Source organism: Streptomyces sp. GL_140, from assembly GCF_057834465.1.
In genome coordinates, this window is record NZ_CM174404.1 from 6,577,532 (window position 1) to 6,591,184 (window position 13,653).

11 protein-coding genes are annotated in these 13,653 nt (G+C 73.0%); 10 read left to right on the top strand and 1 reads right to left on the bottom strand.

Translation table 11 applies throughout. From position 1 onward, the window contains the following. The first annotated feature begins 190 nt into the window (after positions 1-190). From AC3IYJ_RS30855 to AC3IYJ_RS30895, 9 genes are all read left to right on the top strand, one after another. Positions 191-2,569 (top strand): collagenase, encoded by a 2,379-nt coding sequence (locus AC3IYJ_RS30855; protein WP_489397792.1) that lies wholly within the window; start codon positions 191-193, stop codon positions 2,567-2,569. An 80-nt stretch (positions 2,570-2,649) separates the two neighbouring features. Then, the gene (locus AC3IYJ_RS30860; RefSeq protein WP_489397793.1) at positions 2,650-3,843 is read left to right on the top strand and encodes an NAD(P)/FAD-dependent oxidoreductase; all 1,194 of its coding nucleotides are present in this window, start codon (positions 2,650-2,652) and stop codon (positions 3,841-3,843) included. A 234-nt stretch (positions 3,844-4,077) separates the two neighbouring features. Next, positions 4,078-4,413 (top strand): (2Fe-2S)-binding protein, encoded by a 336-nt coding sequence (locus AC3IYJ_RS30865; protein ID WP_489397794.1) that lies wholly within the window; start codon positions 4,078-4,080, stop codon positions 4,411-4,413. After that, a complete protein-coding gene (locus AC3IYJ_RS30870; protein ID WP_489397795.1) occupies positions 4,394-5,890 on the top strand; it encodes an FAD/NAD(P)-dependent oxidoreductase in 1,497 nt (498 codons plus the stop codon). Before AC3IYJ_RS30865 ends, AC3IYJ_RS30870 begins: the two co-directional genes overlap by 20 nt. A gap of 76 nt (positions 5,891-5,966) precedes the next feature. After that, positions 5,967-6,893, top strand: coding sequence for a dihydrodipicolinate synthase family protein (locus tag AC3IYJ_RS30875; RefSeq protein ID WP_489397796.1), 927 nt, complete (start codon positions 5,967-5,969; stop codon positions 6,891-6,893). 67 nt (positions 6,894-6,960) lie between these two features. Further along, complete coding sequence (locus tag AC3IYJ_RS30880; RefSeq protein ID WP_489397797.1) at positions 6,961-7,965, top strand: proline racemase family protein; 1,005 nt, start codon at positions 6,961-6,963, stop codon at positions 7,963-7,965. Between the two features lie 62 nt (positions 7,966-8,027). Beyond that, positions 8,028-9,053: a proline racemase family protein gene (locus AC3IYJ_RS30885; RefSeq protein WP_489402976.1), complete on the top strand. Its 1,026-nt coding sequence runs from the start codon at positions 8,028-8,030 to the stop codon at positions 9,051-9,053. An 11-nt stretch (positions 9,054-9,064) separates the two neighbouring features. Then, positions 9,065-10,036, top strand: a complete 972-nt coding sequence (locus AC3IYJ_RS30890) for an ornithine cyclodeaminase family protein (RefSeq protein WP_489397798.1) — start codon at positions 9,065-9,067, stop codon at positions 10,034-10,036. Positions 10,037-10,103: 67 nt separating this feature from the next. Then, positions 10,104-10,829 (top strand): GntR family transcriptional regulator, encoded by a 726-nt coding sequence (locus AC3IYJ_RS30895; protein WP_489397799.1) that lies wholly within the window; start codon positions 10,104-10,106, stop codon positions 10,827-10,829. Positions 10,830-10,853: 24 nt separating this feature from the next. On the opposite strand, the gene AC3IYJ_RS30900 is transcribed toward AC3IYJ_RS30895, so the two are convergent. Further along, positions 10,854-11,117, bottom strand: coding sequence for a hypothetical protein (locus tag AC3IYJ_RS30900; RefSeq protein ID WP_489397800.1), 264 nt, complete (start codon positions 11,115-11,117; stop codon positions 10,854-10,856). Between the two features lie 787 nt (positions 11,118-11,904). Here AC3IYJ_RS30900 and AC3IYJ_RS30905 point away from each other — a divergent pair. Further along, positions 11,905-13,653, top strand: coding sequence for an ABC transporter substrate-binding protein (locus AC3IYJ_RS30905; RefSeq protein ID WP_489397801.1), 1,749 nt, complete (start codon positions 11,905-11,907; stop codon positions 13,651-13,653).

A 13,653-nucleotide genomic window follows, 5' to 3' on the forward strand; every position in this document is an offset into this window, starting at 1 on the left:
CCTCAAGAAGATGCGAACTGGTGGGCGCACAGGTCTTGTCAGTGCAATTTCACATTACTATGTTACAGGTCACACCGCGCCACGTTAATCCCTGTCAAACGCCGTGTGACGCCGGGCAGTTCAGGTCACGGGCGACCTGGCAGCTCGCACACCACTTTCCCCCACCTCCCTTCCCAACCAGGAGTTCTTGGTGTCCCAGCACAGAGCCGTGCGCACGTCCCTCCTCTCCGCCGCCGTCGCGGTGACCCTCCTCGCCACCGCCGGCCAGGCCGTGACCCAGGCCGCCGAGACCGGCGCCCCCGCCAGGGTGTCCGGCACGCCGACGTCCGGAACCTTCACCGCGGGCGCCCCCGGGGCGAACCCGTTCGACGAGGTCGACCGCCTCGCCCAGCAGCAGGAGAACGCTCCGGCCCCCGCCCCGGCCCCCGGCGGCCAGGCCGTCGCCGACGGCCGGGTCCCCGGCGCCGCCACCAAGGCCGTCGCCGCCGCGCCCGCCGCCAAGAGCGGCAAGTTGGCCGCCGCGGCCCAGAGCGACGCCTCCGGCGTCCCGTGCACCCTCGACGGGATCACCAACCTCGACCCCGAGCAGTTCGCCGACTTCCTCGCCGACCAGGCCGTCACCGCCGACGGCTGCCTGCGCGGCCTCATCTGGACCTGGGACGCGCGCCTCGCCCCCGTCATGTCCGACGCCCACGTCCAGGCCGTCTCCCGGCGAATATCCACCCTGTCCGCCGCGCACGACGGACGGAACTCCTCGCACCTGGAGGAGATGTTCACCTATCTGCACGCCGTGGCCTACCACGACTACTCGCGCACCGAGATCGACGTCACCGACGCCCCGACCGTCGACGCCATGCGCCGCGCGATCGCCGACTTCGGCTCCGCCGCCCGCACCTTCGACGCCACCGCCTCCAACGCCCGCACCCTGCGCGAGGCCCTCTACGCGGCCAGCGCCCCCGGGCTGCGCCAGCACCAGCTCGGCCTGATCAAGCAGGTCCTGGCCACCCTGGACGCCGCGCACACCGCCACGAACCTGGACTCCGGCTGGGCGGGTGCGGCGCTCGCCGCCCTCTCCGTCAACTACCTCGGCGTGTACCCGGGCAACAACGACGCCGCGTTCCAGGCGGCCGCGGCCGGTGACGCCTCGTACCGCGCGGCCTTCAAGAACTTCGCCGGGTACACCCACCTCAAGGGCACCGGCAACGCCTGGGTGGCGCGCGACGCGCTGGGCGAGTACGGCCGCTTCGGCCAGATCGACAGCCTCCGGAGCGGGGTCGTCGCCGACCTCGGCGCCCTGCTCGGCCCGGTCAAGTCGGCCTTCGGCGACGGCAGCGAGCAGTGGGCGAAGATCGTCTCCTGGCTCAACTTCTACCAGGAGTGCAAGCAGTACGGGGTGTGCAAGGAGGACATCGAGAAGCAGCTCTTCCCGAACACCTACGTCTACGACAACGGCGGCATCAAGGTCCGCACCGCCCTCGACCGGGCCACCGTCGACCAGCTCTACTACGCGAGCAAGCAGGTCAAGACGCAGTTCCACCGGGTCCTGGGCACCGACCAGCCGCTCGCGGGCGACCCCAACACCACGCTGAACATCGTGCTGTACGCCTCTCGCGCGGACTACGTGAACTACCACCCGATCCTGACGGGCTACGGCACCAACAACGGCGGCATCTACATCGAGAACGGCGCGACCTTCTACACCTACCAGCGCCGCGTCCCGCAGGACTCCTCCCTCACCCTGGAAGAGCTCTTCCGCCACGAGTACACGCACTACCTCAACGGCCGCTTCGCCGTGCCCGGCTTCTTCGGCCAGGGCGCCTGGTACCAGGGCGACCGGACCACCGCCATGGACGAGGGCACCGCCGAGTTCTTCGACGGCGCGACCCGCGACAACGGCATAGCCGTCCGCAAGTCCCTGGTCAGGGGCATCATCAGCGACACGGCCGGCGGCGGCCCGCGCATGACGGTGGACGAGCTGCTGCACGCCACGTACGACCACGACGGCTTCCGCTTCTACAACTACGCGGGCACGTTCTTCGAGTTCCTGTGGACCGAGCACCCCACGCTCCTGCGCGAGATGTACGGCTACCAGCGCGCCGACGACCCGGCCGGCTTCGACGCCTGGCGCAGCCGGATGGGCGGGGACTCGTACCTGCAGCGCGACTACAACCGGTTCCTGGACGCGCAGATCGCCAAGGTGGACCAGCTGTACGTGCCGAACACCTCCTTCACCCCGAACGCGCAGCTGCGCGACGCGGCGCTGGCGGACGTGAAGTCCTCGTTCTACACGGCCACCTACAGCAATCCGGACTGCGTGGAGAACGGAGACGCGGGCAAGCGCCGGTTCACCTGCACCGGCAAGATCACCGCGAACCTGTCGAAGTGGCGCAGTGACGACCAGAACTTCAAGGACATGTCCGAGACGGTCGACTACTTCATCCTCGACCGGGCGGGTGCGGCCTCGAACAACCTGGCCGACATGAACTGTTCCTTCGGCCCGGTGGAGGTCTGGAGCAACCACCTGGGGGGCACCTCGAGTTACAGCTGTGAGGGACCGCTGCGCAGCTGATCCGGCTCAGGCCGGTCCCGCCACCCGGCGGGGGCGGGACCGGCCTGTTCCCCTTCTAAAGAATGTGACATATTACTGCCGTGCCCAAGAGACACTCCCCCTCCCAGAGTCGTCGGCCGAGCCGCCCGCTCGACGTCGTGATCATCGGCGCGGGCGTCGTCGGGGCCGCGTGCGCGTACTACGCGGCCCGTTGCGGACTCTCCGTGGCCGTCGTCGACCGGGGCCCGGTCGCGGGCGGCACCACAGGCGCCGGCGAAGGCAACCTGCTCGTCTCCGACAAGGAGGCCGGCCCCGAGCTGGACCTCGCACTGCTGTCGGCGGGCCTCTGGCAGGAGCTCGCCCTCGAACTCCCCCGGGAGATCGAGTACGAGGCCAAGGGCGGCCTGGTCGTCGCGGCCGACGAGGCCACGGTGAAGGCGCTACGGGGCTTCGCGGACGGCCAGCGCGCCGCCGGGGTCGACGCGGTCGAGGTCGGGCCGGGTGAACTGCGGGATCTGGAGCCCCATTCGGCCCCGGACCTGGCGGGCGGTTTCCACTACCCGCAGGACGCCCAGGTCCAGCCCGCCCAGGCGGCGGCGCGGCTGCTCGCGGCCTCGGGGGCCGAGGTGTACCTGGGGGAGGAGGTGACGGCCCTGCTCCGCTCCCCGGGACCCGCAGGCTCCGGCGCCCTGCGCGGGGTCCGCACGAGCCGCCGCGAACTCCTCGCCCCGGCGGTGGTCAACGCGGCGGGCACCTGGGGCGGGGCGGTGGCCGCACTGGCCGGGCTCACGCTCCCGGTCCTGCCCCGGAAGGGCTTCGTCCTCGTCACGGAGCCGCTGCCGAGGGTGGTGCGGCACAAGGTCTACGCCGCGGACTACATCGCGGACGTGGCGAGCGGCTCGGCCTCGCTCCAGTCCTCGGCGGTGGTCGAGGGCACCCCGGCCGGCCCGGTCCTCATCGGGGCCACGCGGGAGCGGGTGGGCTTCGACCGCTCCCTGTCGACGCAGGCGCTGCGGCGTCTGGCGACGCAGGCGGCGGCGCTCTTCCCCGTCCTGGCGGACGTCCGGGTGCTGCGGGTCTACCACGGCTTCCGGCCGTACCTGCCCGACCACCTCCCGGCGATCGGCGCGGATCCGCGGGCGCCGGGCCTGTTCCACGCGTGCGGCCACGAGGGCGCGGGCATCGGCCTGGCTCCGGCGACGGGCGTCCTGATCGCCGCGGCGCTGACCGGCTCGGCCCCGCCACTGGACCCGACCCCCTTCGACCCGTCGCGCTTCGCGGAGCCGGACCGATGACCGCCGTCGCTGGAATCCAGCCTCGCCGGCGTTTGAGGCAGGGGGCACCCCCGGCGGTAGCTGGGGGAGGGTCCGGGCGGAGCCCGGGGGCTTTCGGGTCCGGGCTCCGCCCGGGGAACGGTGGAACTGGGGGTCCCCCCGGACGGAGTCTGGGGGATGGGTAGGGGACAGGCCCCGCAGGGCAACGGGGGCGCGGAACGCGCCCGGTCAGAGGATCTGAGGAGAACGGAAGCGATGAGCGAAGCGACGACCCCGCGGCAACGGTCGCCCCGCGACCTGGTCGGCGGCGCCCCCACCGACACGTGGACCCTCCGCTTCGACGACCGCGAACTGCCCGCGCAAGCCGGGCAGAGCATCGCCGCCGTCCTCTGGTCCGCCGGCATCCTCGCCTGGCGGACCACCCGTGAGAACGCCGCCCCCCGCGGTGCGTTCTGCGGGATCGGCAGTTGCTACGACTGCCTCGTCACCGTCAACGACCGCCCGAACCAGCGCGCGTGCCTCGTCCCCGCCCGCCCCGGGGACCGTGTCACCACTCAGGAAGGGACCGGCCGTGGCGACCTCGCCGTCTGACGCCCCGGGCGCCCCGACCGCCCCGGCGGCCCCAGCCGCCCCCGCCGACCTCGCCGTCGTCGGCGCCGGCCCCGCCGGCCTCGCCGCCGCCGTGACGGCCGCCGGCCTCGGGCTGCGCGTGGTCCTCCTCGACTCGGGGGAACGCCCCGGCGGCCAGTACTACCGCCACCCGGCTCCCGGACTCGGCGCCGCCCGCCCCGAAGCCCTGCACCACGGGTGGGCCGCCTTCGCCGCGCGCGAAGCCGCCCTGCGGGAACACGAGGAGGCCGGGAGGATCGCGTACCTTCCGCTCCACCACGTCTGGACCGTGGTCCCGGGCCAGGGGCAGGACCCCGGGCGGAGCTGGACCCTGCATGCCGTGGTCGGCCCCGACGAGGCGCCCGCGACCGTCCACGCCGCCGCCGTGCTGCTGGCGACCGGAGCCTACGAGCGCCAGCTCCCCTTCCCCGGCTGGACCCTGCCCGGGGTCGTCGGGGCCGGCGGGGCGCAGGCCATGCTCAAGAGCGGGCTGGTGCTTCCGGGCAAGCGGGTGGTCGTCGCCGGGAGCGGGCCCCTGCTGCTCGCCGTGGCCGGCTCGTTGGCCGCGGCCGGAGCCCGGGTGCCCGCCGTGGTGGAGGCCGCCTCCTACACCGGGTACGCCGGCCACGTCCCCGCCCTGCTGCGCAACCCCGCCAAGCTCGCCGAAGGCGCCACGTACGGCAGCGCCCTGCTCCGGCACGGGGTCCGGCTCCTCGCCCGGCACGCCGTCACCGAAGCCCACGGGACCGGGCGGGTCGAGGCCGTCACCGTGGCCCGGCTCGACCGCGACTGGCGCCCGGTCCCCGCGACCGCGCGCCGCATCCCCTGCGACGCCGTCGCCGTGGGCCACGGACTCGTGCCCCAGCTGGAGTTGGCCACCGGTCTCGGCTGCGCCACCCGCCGCAGCCCCGACGGCACCGTCGCCCTGGAGCTGGACCCCGGCCAGCGGACCTCGGTCCCCGGGATCTGGTCCGCCGGGGAGACCGGTGGCATCGGCGGTGCGCAACTGGCGCTGGCCGAAGGGGAGATCGCCGCCCACGCGATCGCGGGCCGACCCGTCCCGGGCCGCCTCGTCCGCACCCGGACGCGGCTGCGGGCCTTCGCCGACGCGATGGCCGGCGCCCACCGTCCGGGCCCGGGCTGGACCGGCTGGCTGCGCGGGGACACCGACGTGTGCCGCTGCGAGGAGGTCCCGGCCTCCCGGATCCGGGAGGCCGTCGAAGACCTGGGCGCACGGGACGCCCGTACGGTCAAACTGCTCACCCGGGCCGGCATGGGCTGGTGCCAGGGCCGGATGTGCGGTCCGGCCGTCGCCGCCCTGGCGGGGGAGGAGCCGTCCCCCGACCGCAGGCCGCTGTCCTGCCCGGTCCCGCTGCGCCACCTCGCCGGACTCCCCGACGAACCCGCCGCTGACCTTCCCGGCGGGCTTCCCGAAGAACTTCCCACCCCCGAACGCTGATCAGGCGTGCCGCAACTCTTGTGGCCGCCTTGCGCCCACTAGTAAAATGTCACACACCACTCTAGGGAGCTCTCTCATGAACCACGCGCACACCCCCGCGCCCACCACGGACATCCGCACCCGCCCCTGGCACGGCATCATGGTCGCCACCGCGCTACCCCTGCGGGAAGACCTGAGCGTGGACTACGACGCCTACGCCGAACACGTGGCCTGGCTGATCGCGAACGGCTGCGACGGCGTCGTCCCCAACGGCTCCCTCGGTGAGTACCAGACCCTCACCGACGAAGAGCGGGCACGCGTCGTGCGTACCGCCGTCGAGGCCGCCGGGGACGGGGCCCGCGTCATGCCCGGCGTCGCCGCCTACGGCAGCGCCGAGTCCCGCCGCTGGGCCGAACAGGCCGCCGAGGCCGGCGCCGGTTCCGTCCTGCTCCTGCCGCCCAACGCCTTCCGCGCCGACGAGGACGCCGTCCGCGCGCACTACGCCGAGACCGCCCGCGCCGGGCTGCCCGTGGTCGCGTACAACAACCCCATCGACACCAAGGTGGACCTGGTCCCGGCCCTCCTCGCCCGACTCCACGCGGACGGCTCCATCGTCGCCGTCAAGGAGTTCAGCGGAGACGTCCGCCGCGCCTACGAGATCGCCGAACTGGCCCCGGGCCTCGACCTGCTGATCGGCGCCGACGACGTCCTGCTCGAACTGGCCCTGGCCGGGGCCGTCGGCTGGATCGCCGGCTACCCCAACGCCCTGCCGCAGTCCTGCGCCACCCTCTACCGGGCCGCCGTCGCCGGGGACCTCGACACCGCCCTCCCGCTCTACAAGTCCCTCCACTCGCTGCTGCGCTGGGACTCCAAGACCGAGTTCGTCCAGGCCATCAAGCTCTCCATGGACCTGGCCGGCCGACCCGGCGGCGCCACCCGCCCGCCCCGCTTCCCGCTGACCGGCGAGATCGAGGCCGCCGTCCGCGCCGCCACCGAGAAGGCTCTCGCCGAGGGCCTCAACTAGCCACGTCGACCGGCCCCGTCCGAGGCCTCGACCCACACGCCGACAAGGCAGTCAGGGGGAGCGCACGATGCGCACGCGCCACATCTACCACGCGGTGGACTCGCACACCGAGGGGATGCCCACCCGGGTGATCACCGGGGGAGTCGGGGTGATCCCCGGCGCCACCATGGCCGCCAAACGGCTCCACTTCATCGAGCACCTGGACCACATCCGGACCCTGCTCATGTACGAACCGCGCGGCCACTCCGCGATGAGCGGCGCCATCCTGCAGCCCCCCACCCGCCCCGACGCCGACTTCGGCGTGGTCTTCATCGAGGTGTCGGGCCTGCTCCCCATGTGCGGGCACGGCACCATCGGGGTCGCCACCGTCCTCGTCGAGACCGGCATGGTCCCGGTCGTCGAGCCGGTCACCACCGTCCGGCTCGACACCCCGGCCGGACTGGTGAGCGTCGACGTGCTCGTCGAGGACGGTGCGGCCACCGCCGTCACCCTCACCAACGTCCCCTCCTTCAGCGTCGGCCTCGACCTCAAGGCCGAGGTCCCCGGATACGGCACGGTCACCTACGACCTCGCCTACGGCGGCAACTTCTACGCCTTCGTCGAACTCGACTCCCTCGGCCTCCCCTTCGACCGGGCACGCAAAGACGACCTGCTCGCCGCGGGCCTCGCCGTCATGGACGCGATCAACGCCTCCGACGACCGGCCCGCCCACCCCGAGAACCCGGCGATCGGCGGGGTCAAGCACGTCTACCTCGCCGCCCCGGGCTCCGACGCCCGCCGCTCCCGGCACGCGATGGCCATCCACCCGGGCTGGTTCGACCGCTCGCCCTGCGGTACGGGAACCAGCGCGCGCATGGCGCAACTGCACGCCCGGGGGCTGCTGCCCCTGGACACGGACTTCGTCAACGAGTCCTTCATCGGGACCGAGTTCACGGGCCGCCTCGTCGGCGAGACCACCGTGGGCGGGATCCCGGCCGTCGTGCCCACCGTCACCGGGCGGGCCTGGATCACCGGCACCGCCCAGTACTTCCTCGACCCGTCCGACCCCTTCCCCGGAGGGTTTCTGCTGTGACCACCACCCCCGAGGCCGCCCCGGGCCCGGCCCCCGCCCCGGCCCCCACCCCCGCGCCCGTCCTGGTCCGCACCGCCGACTACCACACCGCGGGCGAGCCGTTCCGGATCGTCGACACCCTTGCGGACGGACTGCCACCCGCCCCCGGGGACACCGTCGCCGAGCGCTGCGCCACCGCCATCGGGCCGGGCGGCTCCGGGACCGCGCCGAGGCGGGGCGCCCTGGACGACGTACGGCGGCTGCTGGTGCAGGAGCCGCGCGGGCACGCCGGAATGTACGGGGGGTTCGTGGTGCCGCCCGACGACGACGGGGCCCACTTCGGGGTGCTGTTCTGGCACAAGGACGGCTACTCCACCGCCTGCGGTCACGGCACCATGGCGCTCGGCGCCTGGGCCGTGGACACCGGCCGGGTCCCGGCGCCCGATGACGGGGACGTGGCCGTACGGATCGACGTGCCCTCGGGCCGGGTCGGTGCGACCGTGCACCGCACCGCCGGCCGCACCACCGGGGTCACCTTCCGCAACGTCCCGGCGCGCACCAGCGCCCGCAAGGTGCCCGTCGCCACCACCCTGGGCCTGGCCGAGGTGGACATCGCGCACGCCGGAGCCTGTTACGCCTCCGTCCGGGCGCGGGACCTCGGCCTGGAGGTGACCCGGGCCTCGCTGCCCTCGCTGGTGCGGGCGGGCGTGGAGATCCGGGCCGCGCTCGCCACCCACCCGGGGACCTGGCACCCCGGCGGGCCGCTGCTCTCCGGGGTCTACGGGGTGATCTTCTACGAAGAACTGCCCGACACCCCCTTCGGCCCGCACCAGCGCAACGTCACCGTCTTCGCCGACGGGCAGATCGACCGGTCGCCCTGCGGCTCCGGCACGTCGGCGCGGCTCGCACTGCTGGCGGAGGACGGGCGGCTGGGGGCGGGGGACGACCTGCTGCACGAGTCGGTGACGGGCACGGTGTTCACCGGCCGCGTCGCCTCGGCCACCGAGGCGGGGCTGGTCACGGAGGTCACCGGAGCCGCGTACCGCACCGGCGAGCACGCCTTCACCGTGGACCCGTACGACGCGCTCGGTACCGGGTTCCTGCTGTGACGGGGCTTCCCGTGACGGGCCCCGCCGGGATCCGGCAGTTCTCGGCGGCCCAGACGGCCGGGCTGCTGGGTCCGGCCGCCGCCGCGGACGCGCTGGCAGGCGCACTGCGGGCCGGGCTGGATCCGGAGAGCTGCCCGCCGCGCGGCGCCGTGGCGGTGCCGGGCGGTGGGGAGCTGCTGGTGATGCCGGCCGCTGCCGGGGGCTACGCGGGCGTGAAGATCGCGGGGGTGGCGCCGGGGAATCCGGCGCGCGGCCTGCCCCGCATCACCGGCACGTACCTGCTCCTGGACGGGCCCACCCTGCGCCCGCTGGCCCTGTTCGACGGGGCGGCGCTGACCACCCTTCGCACCCCGGCGGTCTCGGCCCTCGCGCTGCGCCACCTGGTCCCGGACGGCCGGCCGCTGCGGCTGGTGCTCTTCGGTTCGGGGCCGCAGGCCTACGGGCACCTCGAAGCGGTGCTGGCGATGCGCCGGTTGGCCGAGGTGGTGGTCGTGGCCCGGACGGGGTCACCGGACGGCGCGGCGGGCGCCGAGAAGCTGGCCGCGCACGCACGGGGACTCGGGGTCCCGGCCAGGACGGGGGTGGCTGCCGAGGTGGCCGACGCCGACCTGGTGATCTGCTGCACCACGGCCCGCGAGCCCCTCTTCGACGGGCGGCTGATCGCACCGGGCGCGACCGTCGTGGCGGTCGGCTCGCACGAGCCGGAGGCCCGGGAGGTGGACACGGCGCTGGTCAGACGGGCGGCCGTGTACGTGGAGTCGCGTGCGGCGGCCCTGCGCGAGGCGGGGGACCTGCTGGTTCCGGAGGCGGAGGGGGCCATCGGGCCCGGCCACATCACCGGCACCCTGGCCGAGTTGGTGGCGGGCCGGCTCGCGACCGGCGCGGCGGCGAGTTGTCCACAGCTCTTCAAGAGTGTGGGCATGGCCTGGGAAGATCTCGCTGTGGCGGTCGCGCTGTTCGAGGCGGCCGAGGGGGAGGAATAAGCGCAACGTGACATTGTACGCTGTCCCTCTCCTCGTCGGCGGTGTCGAGGGTCTCGGAGGAAAAGCAATGGGTGACCTGAAGCAGCACAGCCTCATCAAGGCTCAGGAACGGCTCCGCGACCAGGTCGGCCACGCACTCCGAGCAGCCCTGATAGCAGGTGAACTGCGCCCCGGCAGCGTCTACTCCGCCCCCGGCCTCGCGGCCGAGCTCGGCGTCTCCGCCACACCGGTACGCGAAGCGATGCTCGACCTGGCCCGCGAAGGCCTGGTCGAGCCCGTCCGCAACAAGGGGTTCCGGATCACCGAGGTCAGCGAGCGCGATCTCGACCAGTACACCGAGCTGCGCACGATGATCGAGGTCCCGACCATCGGCCGGATCACCAAGATCGCGACCCCCGAGCAGCTGGAGGCCCTGCGCCCGATCGCCGAGGAGATCGTCACCAGCGCCCGCGAGCACAACCTCATCGGGTACCTGGAGGCCGACCGCCGCTTCCACCTGTCCCTGCTGGCCCTGGCGGGCAACGACCGCCTGGTCGAAACGGTCGGCGACCTGCGCAAGCGCTCCCGCCTGTACGGGCTGACCGGCCTGGACGAGGCCGGCAAGCTGGTCTCCTCGGCCGAGGAGCACATCGAGCTGCTCGACCTGATGCTCACCGGGGACTCGGAGGCGGCCGAAGCCTGCATGACCCGCCACCTGGGCCACGTCCGCTCCCTCTGGGCCCAGGGCCGCGACGAACCGGTGGGCCGCACCCCGGGCCGCCTGGGCTCGGGCGCCCTGGGCTCGGCGGGCTGAACCAGCTCCCGGCCCGGACGGACCCTACGGCCTCCCCGCGCCCGGCGGCTCCGTCCACGGGGCGGCCAGGTCGAGAACTGCGCGCATCGCCTTCACCGGTGGCCGGGGCGAGGCGGCGGCGGCCGCGGCGACGGACTCCGAGGAGTCGCCGAGCAGGGGCAGCAGGGTGTCCGGCGCCGTCCGGGAGTCCTTGGCGACGGCCCGCCGGACGATGTGGTTCTCGTCCGCCGCCAGCCGTTCCAGCAGTGCGGCGGGCAATTCCGGGTCGCGCAGGGCCAGTACGCGCATGCGCGGGTCCGGGTCCGCGGCGAACCGCCGGAGCCTCTGGGGCGGAAACGCGAAGTAGTCCGCGGGGCGGTCCCCGGACTTCGACGGCGGGTGGCGGCGCTCGATTTCTCCATGAAGCGACGGGCGCCCTCGGTCAGTCGCGCGTGGATCTCGTCCCGGAGCCCGGAGGGGGCGTCGGCGCGGACGAACACTTTTCCCCGCACGTAGGGGCTCGGGTCCTGGCCCAGCCGGTCCCGGAGTTCCAACGGCAGTGCCGGATGGGCGGCGAGCTCTGCCCGCACCTCCTCGTCGGGGTCGGCGGCGAACAGGTGCAGCGACCCGATGCCGGCGTCCTCCCGTCCGGCGCGCACCGCGCACACCTTCGGGTCCGGGTCGGCGGCCGGTCGCTCGGCGAACTCCGGCGGCAGCGCCCAGGCGTGCGCGAGCGCCTCGGCCGCGCCGTGTGCCAGGAACGCCTCGCACAGGGCCGGACTCGGCGCGAACCCCTTCCTGAGTGCCAGCCTGAGCGGCGCCATGCCGCGTGGAAGGAGTCGTAAGGCGAGATCCTCCGGCAAAGCCGTGTTCCGGGCCAGAGAAGTCAGCACCTCGACCGGGTGCACGAGCTCGGGCAGCGCAGGCGGCAGTATCGGATCCATGGCGGGAGCATGGGCGCCGTCCCCAACACCCCTTCGCCTGCCCGGGTTTGGACACGGCTGGATAACAGAGGCTCCGACCTCTTGTCAGTACAATTTCACATTACTATGTTACCGGTCACATCATAGAGCGCGGCCCTTCACTGGAGTGACCCATGACCAAGCGCACCCAACTCGTCCTCGCCACCACCCTGGTGGCCGCACTCGCACTCGGTGCCTCGGGCTGCTCCGACCCCAAGAAGGGCTCTTCCGGCGCCGGCGCCGACAACCCCGCCGCCGCCAACGACGGAAAGATCCTCGGCGGCACCCCCGTCAAGGGCGGCACGCTCACCGTCCTGTCCAACCAGGACTTCGCCCACCTCGACCCGGCCCGCAACTGGGTGATGCCGACGATGGACTTCGGGACCCGCCTCCTCTACCGCACCCTCGTCACCTTCAAGGCCGAGCCCGGCAAGGGCGGCAGCGAGCTCGTGCCCGATCTCGCCACCGACCTCGGCACCCCCTCCAACGGCGGCCGGACCTGGACCTTCACCCTCAAAGAGGGCCTGAAGTACGAGGACGGCTCGGCCATCAGGGCCCAGGACATCAAGTACAACGTCGAGCGCTCCTTCGCCCCCGACCTCACCGGCGGCCCCGACTACGCGGCCCAGTACCTGGCCGGCACCGACGGCTACAAGGGCCCGCTCCAGGGCAAGCACCTCGACTCCGTCAAGACCCCCGACGACCGCACGATCGTCTTCGAACTGAAGCGTCCCGTCGCCGAGTTCTCCGCCACCGCCACCCTGCCCACCTTCGCGCCCGTCCCCGAAGCGCAGGAGAAGGGCACGCAGTACGACGCCCGGCCGTTCTCCTCCGGCCCGTACAAGATCGAGTCGTACGACCGCGACAAGAAGCTCGTCCTGGTCCGCAACGAGCACTGGGACGCCAAGACCGACACCGTCCGCAAGGCCTACCCGGACAAGTTCGTCGTGGTCATGGGCCTCAAGGGCGGCCAGATCGACGACCGGATCATCGCCTCCGACGGCGCCGACGGCTCCAGTGTCGAGTGGTCCGACATGCGGCCCGAGAGCGCCCCCAAGGTGCTGCCGAAGCCGGAGATCGAGCAGCGGCTGCTGGCCGAGTCGCAGGGCTGTACCGAGATGCTCCAGATGAACAGCTCCCGCGCCCCCCTCGACGACCCGAAGGTCCGCGAGGCCATGCAGTACGCCCTCGACAAGGAGGCCGTGGTCACCGCGGGCGGCGGCCCCGCGCTCAACGACGTCGCCACCGCCTACCTGCCCCCGGCCCTCTCGGGCGGCAAGCAGGGCGACACCCTGAAGATCGCGCCGGCCGGCGACCCGGCCAAGGCCAAGGAACTGCTCAAGGCCGCGGGCAAGGAGACCCTGAAGGTCTCCCTCGCCGTCTCCACCGGGGACAAGGGCAAGGCGGAGGCCATCCAGCAGGGCCTGGGCCGCGCGGGCGTCGAGGTGGTCATCGACACCGTCGACCCGGGCGCGTACTACGACGTCATCGGCGACACCACCACCGCGCCCGACCTCGTACTCGCCGGCTGGTGCCCCGACTACCCCTCCGGGTCCACCTTCCTGCCCTTCGTCTTCGACGGCCGCACCATCAAGGTCAAGGGCAACCAGGGCAACTACTCGCAGTTCCGCGACGACGCGACGATGAAGCGGATCGACGAGATCAACGCGATGGCCGACGCCAAGCAGGCCAACCAGGCCTGGATCGACCTCGACGCCGAGATCATGAAGAAGTCCCCGGCCGTCCCCGTCCTGCTGGAGCGCAAGCCGCTGCTCGTCGGCACCAACATCGCGGGCGCCTTCGGCCACCCGGTGTGGGTCGGCCAGATCGACTACGCGACGGTCGGCCTCAAGGACCCCGCCAAGAGCCAGAACCAGGGCTGA

Bases quoted from the DNA above. Each gene is read 5' to 3' on its own strand.
- AC3IYJ_RS30865 (WP_489397794.1), top strand. From the start codon at position 4,078: ATGAGCGAAGCGACGACCCCGCGGCAACGGTCGCCCCGCGACCTGGTC.
- AC3IYJ_RS30875 (WP_489397796.1), top strand. From the start codon at position 5,967: ATGAACCACGCGCACACCCCCGCGCCCACCACGGACATCCGCACCCGC.
- AC3IYJ_RS30880 (WP_489397797.1), top strand. From the start codon at position 6,961: ATGCGCACGCGCCACATCTACCACGCGGTGGACTCGCACACCGAGGGG.
- AC3IYJ_RS30895 (WP_489397799.1), top strand. From the start codon at position 10,104: ATGGGTGACCTGAAGCAGCACAGCCTCATCAAGGCTCAGGAACGGCTC.
- AC3IYJ_RS30900 (WP_489397800.1), bottom strand. From the start codon at position 11,117: ATGCGCGTACTGGCCCTGCGCGACCCGGAATTGCCCGCCGCACTGCTG.
- AC3IYJ_RS30905 (WP_489397801.1), top strand. From the start codon at position 11,905: ATGACCAAGCGCACCCAACTCGTCCTCGCCACCACCCTGGTGGCCGCA.